General features: G+C 61.1%; 19 protein-coding genes. 15 read left to right on the top strand and 4 right to left on the bottom strand.

Features of this window, described 5'->3' with window-relative positions; genetic code table 11:
• The first annotated feature begins 140 nt into the window (after nucleotides 1-140).
• The 10 genes from ACX3YD_RS21680 to ACX3YD_RS21635 all read left to right on the top strand — a co-directional run bounded on the left by ACX3YD_RS21680 (nucleotide 141) and on the right by ACX3YD_RS21635 (nucleotide 9,977).
• Nucleotides 141-1,766 carry a glucan biosynthesis protein D gene (locus tag ACX3YD_RS21680; RefSeq protein ID WP_103403656.1) on the top strand — a complete coding sequence of 542 codons (1,626 nt, stop codon included), beginning with the start codon at nucleotides 141-143 and terminating at the stop codon, nucleotides 1,764-1,766.
• Between the two features lie 274 nt (nucleotides 1,767-2,040).
• The gene (locus ACX3YD_RS21675) at nucleotides 2,041-2,955 is read left to right on the top strand and encodes a glutamate/aspartate ABC transporter substrate-binding protein (RefSeq protein ID WP_047538293.1); all 915 of its coding nucleotides are present in this window, start codon (nucleotides 2,041-2,043) and stop codon (nucleotides 2,953-2,955) included.
• Nucleotides 2,956-3,165: 210 nt separating this feature from the next.
• On the top strand, nucleotides 3,166-3,912 hold the full coding sequence (locus ACX3YD_RS21670; protein ID WP_047538290.1) for an amino acid ABC transporter permease: 747 nt from the start codon (nucleotides 3,166-3,168) through the stop codon (nucleotides 3,910-3,912).
• On the top strand, nucleotides 3,912-4,583 hold the full coding sequence (locus ACX3YD_RS21665) for an amino acid ABC transporter permease (protein WP_103403657.1): 672 nt from the start codon (nucleotides 3,912-3,914) through the stop codon (nucleotides 4,581-4,583). The genes ACX3YD_RS21670 and ACX3YD_RS21665 overlap by 1 nt, the downstream gene beginning before the upstream one ends.
• Nucleotides 4,580-5,314: an amino acid ABC transporter ATP-binding protein gene (locus ACX3YD_RS21660; RefSeq protein WP_090316758.1), complete on the top strand. Its 735-nt coding sequence runs from the start codon at nucleotides 4,580-4,582 to the stop codon at nucleotides 5,312-5,314. The genes ACX3YD_RS21665 and ACX3YD_RS21660 overlap by 4 nt, the downstream gene beginning before the upstream one ends.
• Nucleotides 5,315-5,474: 160 nt before the next feature.
• Nucleotides 5,475-7,376: a two-component sensor histidine kinase AauS gene (aauS, locus tag ACX3YD_RS21655; protein WP_103403658.1), complete on the top strand. Its 1,902-nt coding sequence runs from the start codon at nucleotides 5,475-5,477 to the stop codon at nucleotides 7,374-7,376.
• Nucleotides 7,373-8,701, top strand: a complete 1,329-nt coding sequence (gene aauR, locus ACX3YD_RS21650; protein WP_458960959.1) for a two-component response regulator AauR — start codon at nucleotides 7,373-7,375, stop codon at nucleotides 8,699-8,701. The genes aauS and aauR overlap by 4 nt, the downstream gene beginning before the upstream one ends.
• Nucleotides 8,702-8,709: 8 nt before the next feature.
• Nucleotides 8,710-9,039 carry a GlpM family protein gene (locus tag ACX3YD_RS21645; protein WP_458962071.1) on the top strand — a complete coding sequence of 110 codons (330 nt, stop codon included), beginning with the start codon at nucleotides 8,710-8,712 and terminating at the stop codon, nucleotides 9,037-9,039.
• A 154-nt stretch (nucleotides 9,040-9,193) separates the two neighbouring features.
• The gene (locus ACX3YD_RS21640; protein WP_103403661.1) at nucleotides 9,194-9,568 is read left to right on the top strand and encodes a DMT family transporter; all 375 of its coding nucleotides are present in this window, start codon (nucleotides 9,194-9,196) and stop codon (nucleotides 9,566-9,568) included.
• 10 nt (nucleotides 9,569-9,578) lie between these two features.
• Entirely contained in the window at nucleotides 9,579-9,977 is a 399-nt protein-coding gene (locus tag ACX3YD_RS21635; RefSeq protein WP_103403662.1) for a DMT family transporter, read from the top strand.
• Nucleotides 9,978-10,027: 50 nt separating this feature from the next.
• Here ACX3YD_RS21635 and ACX3YD_RS21630 read toward each other — a convergent pair whose 3' ends face one another.
• Nucleotides 10,028-10,789 carry a MipA/OmpV family protein gene (locus ACX3YD_RS21630; RefSeq protein WP_458960958.1) on the bottom strand — a complete coding sequence of 254 codons (762 nt, stop codon included), beginning with the start codon at nucleotides 10,787-10,789 and terminating at the stop codon, nucleotides 10,028-10,030.
• 219 nt (nucleotides 10,790-11,008) lie between these two features.
• On the opposite strand from ACX3YD_RS21630, the gene ACX3YD_RS21625 reads away from it, so the two are divergent.
• The 5 genes from ACX3YD_RS21625 to ACX3YD_RS21605 all read left to right on the top strand — a co-directional run bounded on the left by ACX3YD_RS21625 (nucleotide 11,009) and on the right by ACX3YD_RS21605 (nucleotide 17,249).
• The gene (locus ACX3YD_RS21625) at nucleotides 11,009-11,707 is read left to right on the top strand and encodes an HAD-IB family phosphatase (protein WP_047538266.1); all 699 of its coding nucleotides are present in this window, start codon (nucleotides 11,009-11,011) and stop codon (nucleotides 11,705-11,707) included.
• The gene (locus ACX3YD_RS21620) at nucleotides 11,700-13,094 is read left to right on the top strand and encodes an aspartate aminotransferase family protein (protein WP_047538263.1); all 1,395 of its coding nucleotides are present in this window, start codon (nucleotides 11,700-11,702) and stop codon (nucleotides 13,092-13,094) included. The genes ACX3YD_RS21625 and ACX3YD_RS21620 overlap by 8 nt, the downstream gene beginning before the upstream one ends.
• Nucleotides 13,091-13,981, top strand: a complete 891-nt coding sequence (locus ACX3YD_RS21615) for an alpha/beta hydrolase (RefSeq protein ID WP_047538260.1) — start codon at nucleotides 13,091-13,093, stop codon at nucleotides 13,979-13,981. The genes ACX3YD_RS21620 and ACX3YD_RS21615 overlap by 4 nt, the downstream gene beginning before the upstream one ends.
• A gap of 114 nt (nucleotides 13,982-14,095) precedes the next feature.
• The gene (locus ACX3YD_RS21610; protein WP_090467371.1) at nucleotides 14,096-15,868 is read left to right on the top strand and encodes a sensor histidine kinase; all 1,773 of its coding nucleotides are present in this window, start codon (nucleotides 14,096-14,098) and stop codon (nucleotides 15,866-15,868) included.
• Nucleotides 15,858-17,249 carry a sigma-54-dependent transcriptional regulator gene (locus ACX3YD_RS21605; protein WP_458960957.1) on the top strand — a complete coding sequence of 464 codons (1,392 nt, stop codon included), beginning with the start codon at nucleotides 15,858-15,860 and terminating at the stop codon, nucleotides 17,247-17,249. Before ACX3YD_RS21610 ends, ACX3YD_RS21605 begins: the two co-directional genes overlap by 11 nt.
• A gap of 57 nt (nucleotides 17,250-17,306) precedes the next feature.
• On the opposite strand, the gene ACX3YD_RS21600 is transcribed toward ACX3YD_RS21605, so the two are convergent.
• From ACX3YD_RS21600 to ACX3YD_RS21590, 3 genes are all read right to left on the bottom strand, one after another.
• Entirely contained in the window at nucleotides 17,307-18,215 is a 909-nt protein-coding gene (locus ACX3YD_RS21600) for a hypothetical protein (RefSeq protein ID WP_458960956.1), read from the bottom strand.
• Entirely contained in the window at nucleotides 18,212-18,907 is a 696-nt protein-coding gene (locus ACX3YD_RS21595) for a hypothetical protein (protein ID WP_458960955.1), read from the bottom strand. The genes ACX3YD_RS21600 and ACX3YD_RS21595 overlap by 4 nt, the downstream gene beginning before the upstream one ends.
• 136 nt (nucleotides 18,908-19,043) lie before the next feature.
• The gene (locus ACX3YD_RS21590; protein ID WP_458960954.1) at nucleotides 19,044-20,075 is read right to left on the bottom strand and encodes an alpha/beta fold hydrolase; all 1,032 of its coding nucleotides are present in this window, start codon (nucleotides 20,073-20,075) and stop codon (nucleotides 19,044-19,046) included.
• Between the last annotated feature and the right edge of the window lie 39 nt (nucleotides 20,076-20,114).

Raw genomic sequence — 20,114 nt, 5'->3', positions numbered from 1 at the left:
TTGCTCCGCCATCGAACGGTTTAAGCTATTCGGCATCTGTTTAAAGTCCGTTGTGTTTGGCCGAAGGCATGTCCGAACCCTTATTTCTGATCCAGCACGTGCCAGGAACGGCGCGGGATTGTTCACGACAGGTTGTATTTATGCACCGCAGGAATTTGCTCAAAGCCTCCATGGCCATCGCTGCCTACACCGGTCTGTCCGCCACCGGCCTGCTTGCCGCCCGCGCCTGGGCCGCCACCGGGGCTGCCGATGGTGAAGCCCAGGCCTTCGATTTCGAGTCGCTGAAAGTGCAGGCCAAGCAACTGGCCAGCAATCGCTATCAGGACACCAAGCAAGTGCTGCCACCGACCCTGGCGACCATGACCCCGCAGAATTTCAACGCGATCCGCTACGACGGCAATCATTCGCTGTGGAATGAATTGAACGGTCAGCTGGATGTGCAGTTTTTCCACGTCGGCATGGGTTTCAAGCAGCCGGTGCGCATGTACAGCGTCGATCCGAAAACCCGCATGGCCCGTGAAGTGCATTTCCGTCCGTCGCTGTTCAACTACGAGAACACCACGGTCGATACCAAGCAATTGACCGGCGACCTGGGTTTCTCCGGCTTCAAGCTGTTCAAGGCGCCGGAGCTGGACAAGCACGACGTGGTGTCGTTCCTGGGCGCCAGTTACTTCCGCGCGGTGGACGCCACTGGCCAGTACGGCTTGTCGGCCCGCGGCCTGGCGATCGATACCTACGCCAAAAAGCGTGAAGAATTCCCCGACTTCACCAAGTTCTGGTTCGAGACGCCGGACAAGGACAGCACCCGCTTCGTGGTCTATGCCCTGCTCGACTCGCCGAGCGCCACCGGTGCCTACCGCTTTGACATCGACTGCCAGGCCGAGCGCGTGGTGATGGAGGTCGATGCCAACGTCAATGCACGAACCGCCATCGAACAACTGGGCATTGCACCGATGACCAGCATGTTCAGCTGCGGCACCCACGAACGCCGCATGTGCGACACCATTCACCCGCAGATCCACGACTCCGATCGCCTGGCGATGTGGCGCGGCAACGGCGAGTGGATCTGCCGCCCGCTGAACAACCCGGCCACGCTGCAATTCAACGCCTTCGCCGACAAGGATCCGAAGGGTTTCGGCCTGGTGCAGACCGATCACGAGTTCGCCAGTTATCAGGACACCGTCGATTGGTACAGCCGCCGACCGAGCCTGTGGGTCGAACCGACCACCGCGTGGGGTGAAGGCTCCATCGATCTGCTGGAAATCCCTACGACCGGCGAGACACTCGACAACATCGTCGCGTTCTGGACCCCGAAAAAACCGGTGGCACCCGGTGATTCGCTGAACTACGGCTACAAGCTCTACTGGAGCGCCCTGCCGCCGGTGGGCACACCACTGGCGCGGGTCAACGCAACACGTTCGGGCATGGGTGGGTTCACCGAAGGCTGGGCACCGGGCGAGCATTACCCGCAAGTCTGGGCCCGACGCTTCGCGGTGGACTTCACCGGTGGCGGCCTGGACCGCTTGCCGGAAGGCGCGGGCATCGAGCCGGTCGTGACCTGCTCGAATGGCCAGGTCAAGGACTTCAACGTGCTGGTGCTCGATGAGATCAAGGGCTACCGCATCACGTTCGACTGGTACCCGACCAACGACAGCGTGGATCCCGTGGAACTGCGCCTGTTCATCCGCACCCATGACCGCACGTTGAGTGAAACCTGGTTATACCAGTACTTCCCGCCAGCGCCGGACAAGCGCAAATACACCTGATCAGGGGTTGCGCCCGCGCATCATTCGGTTTTCCGAACGCGACCTGCCGGTCGGTTCGGTTAACCGGATTATTCAACACTGAAAAATGCGAAAAATAAATTTAATCTCCTTATAAATCAATTACTTAACTCATTAAGCCTGGTCTGGCATGAGTCATGCTCTACACTTCTTCGACGAATGCCTGCGGTGCCAACACTCCAGGAGCTCAGGCATCCGCAGCACAAAAGGGCCGATGAACTGGCTCCATAAAAAAAACAATGTCGAGGAAAATTTGATGCGCATCGTTCCCCACATCCTGGGCGCAGCCATTGCTGCCGCTCTGATCAGCACGCCAGTTTTCGCCGCCGAACTCACCGGCACCCTGAAGAAGATCAAAGAGTCCGGTGTGATCACCCTCGGGCATCGCGACGCTTCCATTCCGTTTTCCTACATTGCGGACGCTTCCGGCAAACCGGTTGGCTACTCCCACGATATTCAACTGAAAGTCGTCGAAGCCATCAAAAAAGACCTGGACCTGCCTAACCTGCAAGTCAAATACAACCTGGTCACTTCGCAAACCCGTATCCCGCTGGTGCAGAACGGCACCGTGGACCTGGAGTGCGGTTCCACCACCAACAACGTCGAGCGTCAGCAGCAAGTTGACTTCTCCGTTGGCATCTTCGAAATCGGTACTCGCCTGCTGTCCAAGAAAGGCTCGGCGTACAAGGACTTCGATGACCTCAAAGGCAAGAACGTCGTGACCACCGCCGGTACCACGTCCGAGCGCATCCTCAAGTCGATGAACGCCGACAAGCAAATGGGCATGAACGTCATCTCCGCCAAAGACCACGGCGAATCCTTCCAGATGCTGGAATCGGGCCGTGCCGTCGCGTTCATGATGGACGACGCGCTGCTGGCCGGTGAGGCCGCCAAGGCCAAGAAAGCGGATGACTGGGCCGTGACCGGCACTCCACAGTCCTACGAAATCTATGGCTGCATGGTGCGCAAGGGCGACGAGCCGTTCAAGAAAGCCGTGGATGACGCCATCAAGGCCACCTACGCTTCGGGCGAGATCAACAAGATCTACGAAAAATGGTTCATGCAGCCAATCCCGCCTAAAGGCCTGAACCTGAACTTCCCGATGAGCGACGAGCTCAAGGCCCTGATCGCCCATCCGACCGACAAAGCGGCTGACGACAAGAAATCCTGATTTCTGACTAACCTTATCTCCTGAGAGGGCCTCGGCCCTTTCGGGAGGTTGTCATTCCCTGCTGGCATTTCTGGAAACACTCGAACCGGTGGCTGTCGAGCCGATCGTGTGTGCCTGATCGAACTGACCTGTGTGTCACCCGATCGGGCGGGAACGGAGCTTTCCCCAGGCGGGTACTTGTACATCGATCGAATCCGAGGGGAGACCCTAATGAATTACAACTGGGACTGGGGCGTGTTCTTCAAGTCCACCGGCGTGGGCAGCGAGACCTATCTCGACTGGTACATCGCCGGTCTGGGCTGGACCATCGCCATCGCCATCGTGGCCTGGATCATCGCCCTGACACTGGGCTCGATCCTGGGTGTCATGCGTACCGTGCCGAATCGCATCGTATCGGGCATCGCCACCTGCTACGTCGAACTCTTCCGTAACGTGCCGCTGCTGGTTCAGCTGTTCATCTGGTACTTCCTGGTGCCCGACCTGCTGCCGCAGAACCTGCAAGACTGGTACAAGCAGGACCTGAACCCGACGACCTCGGCCTTCCTCAGCGTCGTTGTCTGCCTGGGCCTGTTCACCACCGCTCGCGTCTGCGAACAAGTGCGTACCGGCATCCAGGCCCTGCCCAAAGGCCAGGAATCCGCGGCTCGCGCCATGGGTTTCAAGCTGCCACAGATCTACTGGAACGTGCTGCTGCCGCAGGCTTACCGGATCATCATTCCGCCGCTCACCTCGGAATTCCTGAACGTCTTCAAGAACACCTCCGTGGCCTCGTTGATCGGCCTGATGGAGCTGCTGGCGCAGACCAAACAGACCGCCGAGTTCTCCGCCAACCTGTTCGAAGCCTTCACCCTGGCAACGCTCATTTACTTCACCCTGAACATGAGCCTGATGTTGCTGATGCGTCTGGTCGAGAAGAAAGTCGCCGTACCGGGCCTGATCTCCGTGGGGGGTAAATAATGGAACTCGACTTCTCGGGCATCATCCCGTCCCTGCCGGGCTTGTGGAACGGCATGATCATGACCCTGCAACTGATGGCGCTGGGCGTCGTCGGCGGGATCATCCTCGGCACCATCCTGGCGCTGTGCCGTCTGTCCCACAGCAAATTGCTGTCGAACCTGGCCGGTGCCTACGTCAACTACTTTCGCTCGATTCCGCTGCTGCTGGTGATCACCTGGTTCTACCTGGCGGTGCCGTTCGTGCTGCGCTGGATCACCGGCGAAGACACCCCGATCGGCGCGTTCGCTTCGTGCATCGTGGCCTTCATGATGTTCGAAGCGGCGTACTTCTGCGAAATCGTCCGGGCCGGCGTGCAGTCGATTCCCAAGGGCCAGATGGGCGCTGCCCAGGCGTTGGGCATGACCTATGGCCAGATGATGCGCCTGATCATCCTGCCGCAGGCGTTCCGCAAGATGACCCCGCTGTTACTGCAGCAGAGCATCATCCTGTTCCAGGACACGTCGCTGGTGTACGCGGTGGGCCTGGTGGACTTCCTCAATGCCTCGCGCGCCAGTGGCGACATCATTGGCCGTTCCAATGAGTTCCTGATCTTCGCAGGTCTCGTGTACTTCATCATCAGCTTTGCCGCCTCGCAGCTGGTCAAGCGTCTGCAAAAAAGGTTTGCCGTATGATCTCTATCAAGAATGTCAACAAGTGGTATGGCGACTTCCAGGTACTGACTGACTGCAGCACCGAGGTCAAAAAAGGCGAAGTGATCGTGGTGTGCGGGCCGTCCGGCTCGGGCAAATCGACCCTGATCAAATGCGTCAACGCCCTGGAACCGTTCCAGAAAGGTGACATCGTGGTCGATGGCACGTCCATCGCCGACCCGAAGACCAACCTGCCGAAACTGCGTTCCCGCGTGGGCATGGTGTTCCAGCACTTCGAGCTGTTCCCGCACCTGACCATCACCGAAAACCTGACCATTGCGCAGATCAAGGTATTGGGCCGCAGCAAGGAAGAAGCCACCAAGAAAGGCCTGCAACTGCTTGAGCGCGTCGGTCTTTCGGCCCACGCCCACAAGCACCCTGGCCAGTTGTCCGGTGGTCAGCAGCAGCGCGTGGCGATTGCCCGGGCGCTGGCGATGGACCCGATCGTCATGCTGTTCGACGAGCCGACCTCGGCACTGGACCCGGAAATGGTCAACGAAGTGCTCGACGTGATGGTGCAACTGGCCCACGAAGGCATGACCATGATGTGCGTGACCCACGAAATGGGCTTCGCCCGCAAGGTCGCTGACCGGGTGATCTTCATGGACGCCGGCAAAATCATCGAAGACTGCAAGAAAGAAGAGTTCTTCGGCGACATCAACCACCGTGCCGAGCGTACGCAGCACTTCCTGAACAAGATTCTGCAGCACTAAAAACCACGCTCGCCTCGCCACCTGTTGGGGCGAGCCTGCTCGCGATGAGTTCAAAGACACCGCGTACATTCAGAATGAACGCGTCATCGTTGACGACCATCGCGAGCAGGCTCGCTCATACAGTGTTCAGGCAAGCGCTGGTTGACCCAAGGCATCTGTGATGAAATGCGACCCTACCCCCTATCGCGCCCCGCCGCCATCACTCGCCGTGAAACCCCGTCTGATTCGTCATTTGTTCCTGCCGCCACTGATCATCGCGCTGATGATCGGATTGGGCTACGTCGGCTTCTGGATCAGTGAGCACTACGGCATTCGCAGCCTGGGCGAGAACGGCCAGCGTCAGCTGGAGTTGCATGCCCGCGCCGTCGAGAGCGAAATCAGCAAATACACCTACCTGCCCAGCCTGCTGGAACTCGAATCCAGTGTCTCGCAGTTGCTGGCCGACCCGACCCCGGAACACCGGCAAACGGTCAATGATTACCTTGAAGGCCTGAACCGGCGCAGCCGCAGTCGGGCCATCTATGTGATGGACACCACCGGTCGCGTCCTGGCCACCAGCAACTGGCGCGATGTCGACAGTTACCTGGGCGAAGACCTGTCCTTCCGGGCCTATTTCCAGAATGCCGTACGCGGCCAGCCGGGGCGCTTCTATGGCATCGGCAGTACCAACGGCGAGCCCGGCTACTACCTGGCCCATGGCCTGGAAGAGCACGGCAAGATCATTGGCGTCGCCGTGGTCAAGGTTCGCCTCGAAGCCATGGAAGAGCGCTGGCAACGGGCGCGCCTGGAAGCCTTCGTCAGCGACGAGAACGGCATCATCATCCTGTCCAGCGACCCGGCGCGGCGGCTCAAATCCGTGGTGCCGCTGAGCGACGAGACCAAGGAAAAACTGGCCCGCAGCCTGCAGTACTACTGGTTCCCGTTGAACGAACTGCAGCCCCTGGCCCGGGAAACCCTGTCCGAAGGCGTGGAAAAACTGACCTTCCCCGCCAACAGCGAGCTGGACTCCGATGAAGAAAACATCAGCTATCTGGCGCAAACCCGGCCGTTAAGCGATACCCCATGGAATTTCACCTTGCTCACGCCGCTGCAGGATCTGCGCCGCGAAGCGATCAATCAGGGCATTCTGGTGGCGGTGGCCTTCGCCCTCGTGGCGTTCCTGCTGATTGCCTGGAATGAACGCCGCAAGGTGATTTCCACACGCCTCGCCGCCCGCGAAGCCTTGCAGGAAGCCAACAATCAACTGGAGCGTCGGATTACCGAACGCACCGTCGACCTGCGTGCCAGCAACGAACGGCTCAAGGGCCAGATCCGCGAACGGCGTCACGCCGAAGAGACCTTGCGCCGCGCCCAGGATGAACTGGTGCAGGCCGGGAAGCTCGCCGCCATCGGCCAGATGTCCACCAGCATCGCCCACGAATTGAACCAACCGCTGGCGGCACTGCGCACCCTGTCCGGCAACACCGTACGCTTTCTGGAGCGCGGTCAGCTGGATGTGGCCAGCACCAACCTCAAGACCATCAATGAACTGATCGACCGCATGGGGCGGATCACCGCGAGCCTGCGCGCCTTCGCCCGACGCGGTGACGACAAGGGCCAGGCGTGCCTCGGCAAAGCCGTGGAGGCCGCCTTGCAGTTGCTCGGCAGTCGCGTGGAAAACGCCCATCTGCAACTGCACCGCCATTTCGACGACGTACAACTGCAGATCGACCAGACGCGCCTGGAGCAGATTCTGGTCAACCTGATCGGCAACGCCCTCGATGCCATGCAGGCGCAACCGCAACCCGAGTTGTGGCTCGAGGGTGAAGTGTTCGAAGGCAAGTATCGACTGCGCGTCAGGGACAACGGCCATGGCATCGACGCCGAAGCGCGCAAGCACTTGTTCGAACCCTTCTTCACCACCAAACCCGGTGAACAAGGGCTGGGCCTGGGCCTGACCCTTTCCGCGAGCCTGGCCGCCGCCACCGGCGGCCACCTGGGCGTCGAACACCCCGCCAGCGGTGGTACCGCTTTCGTCCTCGGTTTACCGTTGGTAAGCCCCACTCCCGCCGAGCCCATATGAACAACGACCTTAGTGTGCTGATCGTCGAAGACGACCCCCATGTGCTGCTCGGCTGCCAGCAGGCGCTGACCCTGGAAGACATTCCCTGTATCGGCGTAGGCAGCGCCGAAGAAGCCCTGGAGCGGGTCGGCGACAATTTTGCCGGCATCGTCATCAGCGACATTCGCCTGCCGGGCATCGATGGCCTGGAACTGTTGAACCGGCTCAAGGCCCGCGACCGCAGCCTGCCGGTGGTGCTGATCACCGGCCACGGCGACATCTCCATGGCCGTGGGCGCGATGCAGAAAGGCGCCTATGACTTCATGGAAAAACCCTTTTCCCCGGAGCGTCTGGTGGACGTGGCCCGCCGCGCCCTGGAACAACGCAGCCTGGCGCGGGAGGTCACGTCGTTGCGTCGGCAACTGGCCGAACGCGATTCCCTCGAAGGCAGGATCATCGGTCGCTCGCCGGCCATGCAGAATCTGCGAGAGTTGATCGCCAACGTCGCCGATACCTCGGCCAACGTGCTGATTGAAGGCGAAACCGGCACCGGCAAGGAACTGGTTGCCCGTTGCCTGCATGATTTCAGCCGCCGACACAGCAAACAGTTCGTCGCCTTGAACTGTGGCGGCCTGCCGGAAAACCTCTTCGAAAGTGAAATTTTCGGTCACGAAGCCAACGCCTTCACCGGCGCGGGCAAGCGGCGCATCGGCAAGATCGAGCACGCCGACGGCGGTACGCTGTTCCTCGACGAAGTGGAAAGCATGCCCCTGCCCTTGCAGATCAAACTGCTGCGCGTGTTGCAGGAGCGCACCCTCGAACGACTCGGTTCGAACCAGAGCGTGGCGGTCGATTGCCGGGTGATCGCCGCGACCAAGTCGGACCTCGTCGAGTCGAGCAAGGCCGGCGAATTCCGCAGCGACCTGTATTACCGCCTCAACGTGGTCACCCTGGAACTGCCACCGCTGCGCGAACGTCGCGAAGACATCCTGCAATTGTTCGAGCATTTCCTTCAGCAGTCATCCCTGCGCTTTGACCGTGCCGCGCCGGAACTGGATAACCAGACCCTGTCGAACCTGATGAGCCACGACTGGCCGGGCAACGTGCGCGAACTGCGCAACGTCGCCGAACGCTTTGCCCTGGGTCTGCCGGCCTTCAAGAAACCCGGCGCCAGCGCCGGCAATCAGGGCCTGGCCTTTGCCGAAGCGGTGGAAGCCTTCGAACGCAACCTGCTCAGCGATGCCTTGCAACGCAGCGGCGGCAACCTGACCCAGGCCAGCCAGGAACTGGGCATGGCCAAGACCACCTTGTTCGACAAAGTGAAGAAGTACGGGTTGAGCCACTGATGGACTTGATACTCAAGGCGACCCTGGGCGCGGCGGTGGTGGTCATCCTCGCTGCGCTGGCCAAGACCAGAAACTATTACATCGCCGGTCTGGTGCCGCTGTTTCCCACTTTTGCCCTGATCGCCCATTACATCGTCGGCAAGGGCCGTTCCCTGGAAGACCTGAAGACCACCATCCTGTTTGGCATGTGGTCGATCATTCCGTATTTCGTCTACCTGGCCACGCTCTACGTGATGGTGGACCGGATGCGCCTGGAGGCTTCTCTCGCGGTGGCCGCAGTGGCCTGGTTGATGGCGGCGGCCGTGCTTGTCTCGGTCTGGGTTCGCCTGCACACCTGAACTCCCCCTCTTTGTGGGTTTGGCCCATCCCTTGCATTTACCCTCAAAAGCCCTCTCGGCCGGCCTTCAGGCTGGATGAACCTGCGGGGGCGACCGCCAAAGGGTAAATCCTGACTGTGAACATCGTTATTGCAAACCGAAAGGCGCCACGCCCATGACCTTCACTGTGATCGTGCTGGTGGCGTGTTCCATTGTGATGGACGTCATTGGCCAGCTCTGTTTCAAACTCGGCCTGGACCGATTGCCGGAGCTCGAAGGCGGGTTTCGCCTGAATGCGTTCTGGGGCCAGGTGTTTAACGCGCCGCTGCTGTGGTGCGGGATCGGCGCCTTTGTGGTCGAGTTTCTGGTCTGGCTCGAAGCCCTGTCCCGGGCGCCGCTGAGCCTGCTGTTTCCGGCGGCGGCGCTGGCTTACTGCGGCGTGGTGCTGGCGAGCAGAGTGATCCTCGGTGAAACCGTCAGTCGCCGTCGCTGGGCAGGTACGCTGGTGATCTCGGCGGGCGTGATGCTCGTGTGTGTCGCTCATGGATGAGGGTCAATCGATGATCGACAGCAAGACGGGCTGGCTGCACGAACGGCTCGGCACCCTCGTTCTCTGGGCCTTGCTGATCGGCTTCGAAAGCGCTGGCCAGATCGCCAGCAAAGTCGGCGGCGATCAACTCGGGCAGATGGACTTCACCCTGCAATGGCTGTTGGCCGTGGCCGACAATCCCGGGGTGTGGGTGGCGATCGCCTGCTACATCGGCGCGTTCTTCGTCTGGATGCTGATCCTGCGACGCAGCAGCCTGTCCCTGGCGTTCCCCCTCAGTTCACTGGTGTTTGTCGGAGTACTGCTGGGGTCATGGCTGGGGCTGGGAGAACAGATCAGCGTGCTGCACTGGGTGGGTGTGGCGGTGATCATGGGCGGGGTGGCGTTGCTGGCCGAGGGTGAGCAAACCTGAAGCTACCGCGACGTTTGTGGCGAGGGCGCTGACTCCCTCGCCACACCCTCTCATTTGAACTTGTAGGCAATCGCCACCTGCGCTTCACCCTGGTTGGTATCGCCAACGGCTTTGACAATGCTGCTGTCCGCCGCCGAACCCGTCAGGTGGATCCAGCTCGCGCTGGTCAGCAGCGACCAATGGGGCGCCAACGGGAACTCGAAACTCTGGGTCAGCGCCACGTTCTGCAACCCGCCGCCGGCGTTGTAGCGACGAATCCCCGAGGCCTGTGACTCGTCACTGCTGACGCCGAAGTAGGTCTGGGTTTGTCGGGCATCGGCGAAATGCGCCGTCAGGTTCGTGCTGCCGATCACCCCGCCACCCAGCGGATAACCCACCTCGCCACCGACCCTTCCCAGCACCCCACCCTGCCCGCTGCCGCCGCCCACTGCCTGGCCGACCGAGGCAAACACCCGCCAGAAGTCGGCCGGTGCGTACTGCACGAACCCGCCCACCTCGGCCATGTCCGGCACATCGCGCAAGCCGCGCAAGGTCCCGTTCGCGGTTCGGCCCGGCAGGTAGTTCGCATAAGGCCCGGCGCTGAAACCGTTGGCCTTGAAGGCACTCCAGGTCAGCCCGTCGTCAGTGCCGAGACTGACATCGCCCCAGTCCAGATCGAGGTACGGCACGGGTCGGGTTTCGTATCGACTGCCGGTCGGATCATGGGGTTCATAGCTCAGGCCCAGCCCGGCTTCGCCGGTGAGGCCATCGGCGTTGGCGTTGATGGAAAGACAGGTCAGCGCGGTAAAGAGCGCAACGGTAATCCTCGACATGAGGTCATTCCTTATACGGTACATGCGCGCATCAATCCCTGAATCGATGCCATCAGGCAAGCACTCATGTTGTTTGTAGCGACCTACAAAAATTGTAGCTTCACCAACGCGAACACAGGCCGGAACCCCAGCCCCGCTGGGCCGGACGTGATTGGCACAGTCCCTGCTCTACCCCGTTGGCAAGCGCAAACAGCGCGAAACGCTCAATAGGTACAACAGATGATTGACTGGCATATCGTGTGTGATTTCGACGGGACCATCACCCGCACCGACGTGATCGACAGCATCCTCCAACGATTCGCCGACCCCAGCTGGGAAACGATCGAAGAGGAGTGGCTGGCAGGCGACATCGGTTCCCGTGAATGCCTCAGTCGCCAGCTCGCACTGGTCAAGGCCACCCCGACCGAACTGCTCGGGTTCTTCGACGGCATCGACATCGACCCGGACTTTCCTGACTTCGTCGACCACGTCATCGGCCTCGGTGCGTCCCTTGAAGTGGTCAGCGACGGCATCGAACAAGGCATCGCGCGCATCCTGGCGCGCCACTACGTCAGCCTCCTGCCGATCCTTGCCAACCGCTTGCGTCAGGTCGATCACGACAGCTGGCGCATCGACTTCCCGTACGCCAACGATGCCTGCCGCGCCGCTGCCGGCAACTGCAAATGCAAATCCACGCCCAAGGCCAAGCGCGTGCTGGTGATCGGTGACGGCCAGTCCGACATGTGCGTGGCCGCCACCGCCGATTTCGTGTTCGCCAAGGATCGCCTGGCCGAGCACTGCGAGCGCAACGGCATTGCCTTTGCGCGCTTCGACAGCTTCGCCGAACTGCCGGCCCTGTTGGCCCTTTTACCCAACGCCAACGCCGCCAACGCCACCTCTTTCAACGCAGAAACACAGGAACTTTTCCACCATGTCTGATATTCGAATCGCTACCGCCGAAGACCAAATCCTGCTGGAAAAGGAAGCCAAGTATTGCTCCTACGGCGACACCGTTCACTACATCGAGCCGCCGCGCATTTTCAGTCGCTGTGAAGGCTCGTACGTCTGGGACACCAGTGACCAGGCTTATCTCGACCTGCAAATGTGGTACTCGGCCGTCAACTTCGGTTACGCCAACCCGCGCCTGAACAATGCGCTGAAACAACAGATCGACACCCTGCCGCAGATCGCCAGCCAATACCTGCACAAAGGCAAGATCGAGCTCTCGGAAATGATCGCCGTGGACGCCAAGAAGAAGTTCGGCCTCGACGGTCGCGTGCACTTCAACGTCGGCGGCTCGCAGTCCATCGAGGACTCGTTGAAAGTCGTGCGCAACGCCACCAACGGCAAGAGCCTGATGTTCGCCTTCGAAGGCGGTTATCACGGCCGTACCCTCGGCGCCTCGTCGATCACCTCCAGCTATCGCTATCGCCGCCGTTACGGTCACTTCGGCGAGCGCGCCAATTTCATCCCGTTCCCGTACCACTTCCGTGGCCCCAAGGGCATGACCAAGGAAGAGTACGGCAGCCACTGCGTGCAGCAATTCGCCCGCTTGTTCGAGACCGAATACAACGGCGTCTGGGACCCGAAAGTCGGCCAGAGCGAATACGCCGCGTTCTACGTCGAACCGATCCAGGGCACCGGCGGCTACGTGATCCCGCCGATGAACTTCTACAGCGAACTCAAGCACGTGCTGGACCAGCACGGCATTTTGATGGTGGTCGACGAAATCCAGATGGGCTTCTACCGTACCGGCAAGTTGTGGTCGATCGAGCACTTCGACGTCAAACCGGACGTGATCGTCTTCGGCAAGGCCTTGACCAACGGTCTCAATCCGCTGGGCGGCATCTGGGCCAGGGAAGAGTTGATCAACCCTAAAGTCTTCCCGCCGGGCTCCACCCACTCGACCTTTGCCTCCAACCCCCTGGGCACGGCGGTGGGTCTGGAAATGTTCAAGATGACCAGCGAAGTCGACTACGGCGCGATGGTCATGAACAAGGGCAAGTACTTCCTCGAAGGCCTGAAAGATTTGCAGAAACGCTACCCGATCATCGGCGACGTCGATGGCCTGGGCCTGGCCCTGCGCTGCGAAATCTGTGGCCCGGACGGCTTCACGCCGGACAAGGCGACCCTGGATTTCATGGTCGAAGAAGGCATGAAGGGCGACATCGAAATCGACGGCAAACGCCTGGGCCTGATCCTCGACGTCGGCGGTTACTACAAAAACGTGATCACCCTGGCCCCATCGCTGGAAATCAGCTACCCGGAAATCGACCTCGGCATCGCCCTGCTCGATCGCCTGCTGCACCGAGCGATGAAACGATGAACGCGACGGTTTCACCGGATGCGATTGACATGGGCGAAGGCCGCGCCGGGTTTGTCCTCGGCAGCGGCGAGGTCGCGGTGTTGTTGATCCACGGCCTCACCGGCACCCCGACGGAACTGCGTCGGGTGGCCATGGGCCTGGCGAAAGCCGGGCACACGGTCTATGTGCCGACCCTGGCCGGCCACTGCGGGGGCAACGCCGACCTGCAAGCCACCGGCTGGCGTGACTGGTACGAAAGCGCCCGCAACACCTTCGTCGGTATACGGCGCAAGCATGAGCGCGTGTTCGTCGGCGGCTTGTCGATGGGCGCGGTACTGTCGATGTACCTGGCCGCCGAACACCCCGGGCAAATCGAAGGCTTGATGCTGTACTCCACCACCCTGCGCTACGACGGCTGGAGCATCAACAAACTGGCGTTCCTCACGCCGCTGCTGATGAGAATCCCGTTCGGCGTGCACCTGTGCAGCTTCGAAGAAAAACCGCCCTATGGCATCAAGAATGAACGCCTGCGAGCGATCGTCGAGCGCCAGATGAAAGAAGGCGAAAGCAGCCAGGCCGGTTTGCTGACCATGGAAGGCGTGACAGTGCGCGAACTGCACCGACTCAACGCCGTGGTGAAAAAGCGCATGCCGTCGATCACCACACCCACGTTGGTTCTGCACTCCCTGGAGGACGACATCACCAGCCGCTGGAACGCCGACTATGTCGAACGCAAGCTCGGCGGGCCGGTGGTCAAGGTCATGCTGGACGACTGCTATCACATGATCACCGTCGACCTGCAATACCACCGGGTGATTGAACTGAGCGTCGACTTCATCCAGCGGCGCTTCATCCAGCAAATCTCCGAGCCACAGCCCCTGCCACAGGACCATCGGCAACTGGCCTGACCCCCCTGGCGACCCCGGCAGCAGACGGGTCGCCACAGACGGGGCAATGTCGGCTACTGTATTGCATCAGGCTTCACGATTTATCCCGAAATGGCTTTCGACAAGCGAAACCCGATGACCAGACACCGCCCCTCCAACGCCCGCCCCTTTGCCCTCTCCGGCTGGAGCCTGCAACGCAAACTGGTGCTGGCCTTCTGGCTGGTCAGCGTGATCCCGACCATGATCGCCGCCGAACTCGCGGCCACTACCCTGTCGCAGATTTTCGACAGCAACGTACGGATCTGGCTGCAGGAATCGACCAAGATCGTCGAAGACGAAATCGGCGAAATACTGCGTGACAATGCACGGGCCGCACAGTTGTTCCTGCGTTACAGGCGCCCACCCATCGATCAACTGTCGGGCCAGAACGACAAGCTGACCGCCGACATCGCCGACGCCATCGGCATCGACGTGGTGGCGCTGGTGCGCAACAGCGATCACAAAGTGCTGTTCAGCACCGCCTCCGACGACATCGTCCGGCAAATCAGCCTCGCCCCCAAAGCCGTTCTGCAAACCCTGCAAGTCGGCGGTATCGCCACCGGCACGGTGGTCTCGACCTTCGAGACTGAGCAGGCCGGTGTCGAGTACAAACTGCTGGTGGCCACTTACCTGGACAGAAATTTCCTCACCAGCGTGGCCGAGGTGCATTCCCTGGACCTGCGGTTGTACCTGGCCAAGGCCAATGACTTCGCGGAAGTGTTCTCCTCCCAGCGCTTCGAAGATCACCCGTCGGCCGTACCGGAAAAAATCGAACAGATCCTGCGCGCCACCCGGGAACCGACCGAGCAGTTCACCAATCGCTACAGCGGCATCTACCGCCCGATCTTCAATGAAGAAGGTGAGCTGCAAGGCGTGATTTTCAGCGGCCTGCTACGCCACAGCAGCCTGTTGGGACTGGTCAATCAAAGCAACCTGTTCATCCTGATTTTCCTGCTCAGCTCGGCGGCGTCCCTGACGGTCGGCTGGCTGGTCTCGCAGCGCCTGACCAAACCCTTGCGCGGGCTCTCCAACGGCGTTCAAGCCGTGATCGCCGGCGACTACCGCCAACGCTTGCCGGTGACCGGCGGTGACGAACTGGCGGAACTGAGCAGCACCTTCAACCACATGAGTGAGCGCCTCGGCGAGTTGCAGCATCTCGAATCGCAGCTGCGTCGCCGCGACCGCCTGCATGCCCTGGGCGAAGTCGCGATGGGCCTGGCCCATGAAATCCGCAATCCACTGGGCATCATCAAAACCGCCACGCAACTGCTGCATCGGCGCGCCGACCTGCCCGAAAGCGACAAGCGGCATCTGGAATACGTGGTCAGCGAAGTCAGCCGGATCAATGACCTGATCACCGACTTCCTCGATTTTGCCAAGCCCAGCGCACCGATGCGTTCGACCCAATCGGCGCGACCGCTGGTGGATGAACTGGCCGGGTTCTGCGCGCCGGAACTGGCCAGCCACCACATCGACGTGCGCATCGACGATCAGGCCCCCGGCGCCACGGTTTACGCCGACGCACGGCAATTGAAGCAGGCCGGCCTGAACCTGATCGTCAACGCCATCGACGCCATGCCCGACGGCGGACACCTGACCCTGGGCATCAGCCGCGATGGCCCCTACACCGTGATCAGCATCAGCGACACTGGCGAGGGCATCGAACCGGACATGCTCGAACGCATCTTCACACCGTTCGTCACCACCAAGGCCTCTGGCACCGGGCTGGGTCTGGCGAAGGTCTTCTCGATCATGGAAAGTCATGACGGACGCATCGAATGCGCCAGCGAAAAACAGGCCGGGGCCACGTTCAGCCTGTACATTCCGGCCAATGGTGCCGACTTCGACGAGGGCAGCGATGACACATAACGTACTGGTGGTCGATGACGAGCCCAAGCTCTGCGACCTGCTCGCCTCGGCGTTGAGCCAGAACGGCATCAGCGTCTTCACTGCCGGCAACGGCCTGCACGCGCTCAAGGTGCTGGAGGTCGAAGACATCGACTTGGTCATCAGCGACTGGCGCATGCCCGGCATGGACGGCCCGCAATTGCTGGCGGAAATCAAAAGCCGTTTCCCGCAGTTGCCAGTGATCGTCATGACCGCCTACAGCACGGTGAAAAACGCCGTGCAGTCGATGCGCAACGGCGCCTTCGACTACATCGCCAAACCGTTCGACATCGATGAGCTGGACATCACCGTCAGCAAGGCCCTGCAGTTTCGCGACATTCTCAAAGACAACCAGCGCATGCGCGCCGAACTCGATGAACACCAGCAGATCGACAGCCTGATCGGCGACAGCCCGAGCTTCCGCCGGGTGCTGCAGGCGATCGATTCAGTGCGCGAAAGCAACGCGACGATCCTGCTGACCGGCGAAAGCGGCACCGGCAAGGAAATGGTCGCCCGGGCGATCCACAAGCACGGCAATCGCGCCGACAAACCCTTCGTTGCGGTGAACTGCGCGGCCATCCCCGAAGGCTTGCTGGAAAGCGAAATGTTCGGCCACCGCAAAGGGGCCTTCACCGGCGCCGTGACCGACCGGATCGGACGGTTCCAGCAGGCCGACAAGGGCACGCTGTTTCTCGATGAAATCGGCGAAATGCCCCTGGCCCTGCAGGCGAAAATCCTTCGGGCCTTGCAAGAGCGGGTGATCGAACCGGTGGGCGATCCCCGCGAGCGCAAGGTCGATGTGCGGGTCATCGCCGCCACCAATAAAAACCTGCTCGAAGCGGTGGCCAACAAGGAGTTTCGCGAAGACCTCTACTATCGGCTCAACGTGTTCCCGATTCCCCTGCCGGCCCTGCGCGAACGCGTCGAAGACATCGCCCCGCTGGCCCGGCATTTCGCCCATTCGCTGGGCGCTGCCGCGGGCAAGCGCATCACCGGTTTCAGCCCGCAAGCGCTACAGGCCATGGCCCATTATTCATGGCCGGGGAATATCCGCGAACTGCAAAACTGTGTGGAGCGCGCCACCATCGTCGCCTCGGGGACGGTGATTGAAGACGATGATCTGCCGGCGTACCTGTTTGCTTCGTCGCCGGCCGGCAGCGGCGCCATTCTCAACGAGGGCGCCAGCGTGCCGCCGGATCTGGACGCCGCGTTGGCGGAAGTCGAAAAGGCCTACATTCTGGCGGCGCTGGCACAGAGCAACGGCGTACAGGCCGCCGCCGCGCAGTTGATCGGAATCTCCGAGCGCAGCTTCTGGTACAGGCTGAAAAAACTCGGGATTCATGTGGACAAGATCGTGCGCTGAGCCAGGAAACACACTGCCCTCTGTAGGAGGCGAGCTTGCTGTGTCAGGCCGGGAGCGCTAGCGCCCTGAAACCTGCTGCAATTGCGCCTGGGTCATCGCATCCTCAAACGGCACGGGCACAGACTTCACCGCGCCGTAGAGGTTGCGATAGCGCCAATAGTTACCGTTGTTGGCCAGTTGATAACCGCGCTCGACCACGCGCCGACCGTCCAGCACATAGCGCAAGGTTTCCTGGGCTGCCGGAGGCGGTGTCGGCTGCATCAGGTCGGTGGCCAACACCCGCATGGACTCATCGATGCATTCATCGAGCACGGCGGTAACCTTCGCCAGTTCCAGGCTGCCGTCATCGATGCACTGCTGTCCGCAGCGGCGAATCGGCTGGCTGGCCACCTCGATGCGCATGCGATACAGCGGCGAACCGGCAATGTCCTGAACCTGCACCTGATTGACCAGCACAAAACTGCCGCGATCCGGGGTCAGCATCAGCTTCGGCTCAATCAACAAACGAGCCGTGACCTGGCCTTCGCCCTGCTTGAGCCCGGCACTTTGCGAAGCCCGTTGATAGCGCTGCTGCAGGCGTTCCTGCAACGCCACGCCACCGAGCAAATCGGCCATGGGTTGCGAGTCTTTGAGTGCGGCTTTTTCCGCATCGCGCTGCAGGCTGCCGCTGCCCACCTGGGTATTGACCACGCTGGCCACCAGCAGCCCGGCTAGTCCGGCACTGTTACCCGAGTTCGCGACCAGGTTCTGGCTGATCGACGCCGCCTTCAATGCAGCCTCGGAATCGATCACCGTGCTGGCACCAACAAACGCTTGCGGCACTTGGACATCGACCTTGAGCCCGTGGGCCTGGACGTAGGGCAATGCGCCCTGATCCTTGAAACCGGCTTCGGGGGCCGGTTTTTGTGCGCAACCCGTCAACATCAACAGGGCCAGCGCGCTGGCCCCAACGATTGGACGCTTCATTGTGCGAACGGAGTGATCATTTGCTGACGACTGGTATCCACAGCCTGGTAGAACGCATTGGACAGGTTGCTGTAGGTCGGCTCATCCCACTCGCCCTGAGCGGCTTGAGTCACGACAAAAGGCTTGAACCACAACAGTTTGTTGTCGGCCAGGTCGACCACCAGGCCCTGCCCGCCCACCTGCGCCATCGGCACGCTGGTCGGTATGAAGCCGTGGTAGCTGCGCGTGGCACCGGTGGCGTAGACGTTCACCAACAGCAACCGGTCCACCCCATAAGCCGCCTTGACCGGCGTCAGGTCACGGGTCATGTAACCTTCGTGGAACGAGATTTCCTTGTAGATTTTCAAATCCAGCGGCTCGTCGATACGCTTGGCTTTGTAGCCCTTGGCCTGCAACTTGGCAACGATCACGTCCGGCAAGGTGGTCAGATCACGCACTTGCCACTGCTCGACGTTGGCACTGAGTTTGCTGTTGACGCCCTTGTTGATGGCGTAGTCGAGAAATCCCTGATTTCCGGTCAAGGCCAACACCGGTGGCGGTACCACGGTGATCGCCACACCAATGGTCGGTTCCTTGGCATCCCAGAATTGATGGTCCAGCGGTACGGGAGGTTGGACGTTGGCACAGCCAGTGAGGGTCAGGCAGGCAAGCAAAGTCAGTGCAGCGATAGTGCGTAGAGCGTGAAAATTCATGGATCAAATCCCTATGATTGAAAACATCGCTGCCTGTAACGGCAGCCACGGTCAAAACCATAGTGGCATATAGCTACTTTTTTGACGACTGAAAAATGTCAGTCGACGGTTGCCCCCATGATCTGGCGGCGGGGAGTTACAGCAGATTGTGTTCGGCCACCGGCTCGATCTGCGCCCAATGCGAGGTGTCCTCGCGATGAGCCCGCAAGTACGGCAACACCGCCGCCAGCAACGGCGCCTTGAACGCCTCCTGGAAACGATGGGCCAATCCCGGAATCAATTTCAACTGGCTGCCACGGATATGCGCCGCCAGGTGCACGCCATGCATCACCGGCAACAACGGATCGGCCGTGCCATGCACCACCAGCGCTGGAACGCGTAACTGGTTGAGCAACGCCACACGGCTCGGCTCGGCCAGGATTGCCATGATCTGGCGTTTCACCCCTTCGGGATTGAACGCCCGGTCATAGGACACGGCCGCCTGATGCAACAGCGCCTGACGATCATCGGTCACCATCGGACTGCCCAGCGCCGCCAGCAGATCGGCCTGTTGCTCCAGGGCAACTTCACGATTGGGCGCGCCACGCCGCGCAAGCAACTGCACCAACGCCTCACTCGGCGCCGGCAAGCCTTCGGCCCCGGAGCTGGTCATGATCAGGGTCAGGCTCTCGACCCGCTGCGGCGCCATGGCTGCCATGTGCTGGGCGATCATGCCGCCCATGCTGGCCCCCAATACGTGGAATTGCTCGATGTGCAAGGCATCCATCAGCCCCAGGCCATCCTCGGCCATGTCGGTCAGCGAGTACGGCGACGACACCGGCAAGCCGAGCTTGTAGCGCAACACTTCGAAGGTCAGGTTGGCTTCGACCGGCGGTTGCCGCCAGGTGGACAAGCCGACATCGCGATTGTCATAACGGATCACCCGGAAGCCCTGCTGACACAGCGCGACCACCACCTCGTCCGGCCAGTGAATCAACTGCCCGCCCAGGCCCATCACCAGCAGCAAGGCCGGATCGGAGGCGCGGCCAATGCTCTGGTACGCCAGGCTCACCTGGGCCAGGTCTGCCCGTTCGGTCGGGACATTGACGTCACAACGAGACGCCGCCCATGACGGCAGGCCCAACAACGCGGCCATAAAAAAGACTGTTGATAAAAACAAAGCACGCATGAAGAAACACCGAAACGCAGAACCCCAGTAGAGCGCGAG

Source organism: Pseudomonas fluorescens group sp. PF-1 (assembly GCF_054481335.1).
The sequence above is the reverse complement of the archived record's forward strand: the minus strand, read 5'-3'. Positions and strand labels throughout refer to the sequence as shown.

What these genes read in the sequence shown, in the direction of transcription:
- aauR (WP_458960959.1), top strand. Translation starts at nt 7,373, where the DNA reads ATGAACAACGACCTTAGTGTGCTGATCGTCGAAGACGACCCCCATGTG.
- ACX3YD_RS21610 (WP_090467371.1), top strand. Translation starts at nt 14,096, where the DNA reads ATGACCAGACACCGCCCCTCCAACGCCCGCCCCTTTGCCCTCTCCGGC.
- ACX3YD_RS21605 (WP_458960957.1), top strand. Translation starts at nt 15,858, where the DNA reads ATGACACATAACGTACTGGTGGTCGATGACGAGCCCAAGCTCTGCGAC.
- ACX3YD_RS21675 (WP_047538293.1), top strand. Translation starts at nt 2,041, where the DNA reads ATGCGCATCGTTCCCCACATCCTGGGCGCAGCCATTGCTGCCGCTCTG.
- ACX3YD_RS21595 (WP_458960955.1), bottom strand. Translation starts at nt 18,907, where the DNA reads ATGAATTTTCACGCTCTACGCACTATCGCTGCACTGACTTTGCTTGCC.
- ACX3YD_RS21635 (WP_103403662.1), top strand. Translation starts at nt 9,579, where the DNA reads ATGATCGACAGCAAGACGGGCTGGCTGCACGAACGGCTCGGCACCCTC.
- aauS (WP_103403658.1), top strand. Translation starts at nt 5,475, where the DNA reads ATGAAATGCGACCCTACCCCCTATCGCGCCCCGCCGCCATCACTCGCC.
- ACX3YD_RS21630 (WP_458960958.1), bottom strand. Translation starts at nt 10,789, where the DNA reads ATGTCGAGGATTACCGTTGCGCTCTTTACCGCGCTGACCTGTCTTTCC.
- ACX3YD_RS21620 (WP_047538263.1), top strand. Translation starts at nt 11,700, where the DNA reads ATGTCTGATATTCGAATCGCTACCGCCGAAGACCAAATCCTGCTGGAA.
- ACX3YD_RS21600 (WP_458960956.1), bottom strand. Translation starts at nt 18,215, where the DNA reads ATGAAGCGTCCAATCGTTGGGGCCAGCGCGCTGGCCCTGTTGATGTTG.
- ACX3YD_RS21640 (WP_103403661.1), top strand. Translation starts at nt 9,194, where the DNA reads ATGACCTTCACTGTGATCGTGCTGGTGGCGTGTTCCATTGTGATGGAC.
- ACX3YD_RS21665 (WP_103403657.1), top strand. Translation starts at nt 3,912, where the DNA reads ATGGAACTCGACTTCTCGGGCATCATCCCGTCCCTGCCGGGCTTGTGG.
- ACX3YD_RS21625 (WP_047538266.1), top strand. Translation starts at nt 11,009, where the DNA reads ATGATTGACTGGCATATCGTGTGTGATTTCGACGGGACCATCACCCGC.
- ACX3YD_RS21660 (WP_090316758.1), top strand. Translation starts at nt 4,580, where the DNA reads ATGATCTCTATCAAGAATGTCAACAAGTGGTATGGCGACTTCCAGGTA.
- ACX3YD_RS21590 (WP_458960954.1), bottom strand. Translation starts at nt 20,075, where the DNA reads ATGCGTGCTTTGTTTTTATCAACAGTCTTTTTTATGGCCGCGTTGTTG.
- ACX3YD_RS21670 (WP_047538290.1), top strand. Translation starts at nt 3,166, where the DNA reads ATGAATTACAACTGGGACTGGGGCGTGTTCTTCAAGTCCACCGGCGTG.
- ACX3YD_RS21615 (WP_047538260.1), top strand. Translation starts at nt 13,091, where the DNA reads ATGAACGCGACGGTTTCACCGGATGCGATTGACATGGGCGAAGGCCGC.
- ACX3YD_RS21680 (WP_103403656.1), top strand. Translation starts at nt 141, where the DNA reads ATGCACCGCAGGAATTTGCTCAAAGCCTCCATGGCCATCGCTGCCTAC.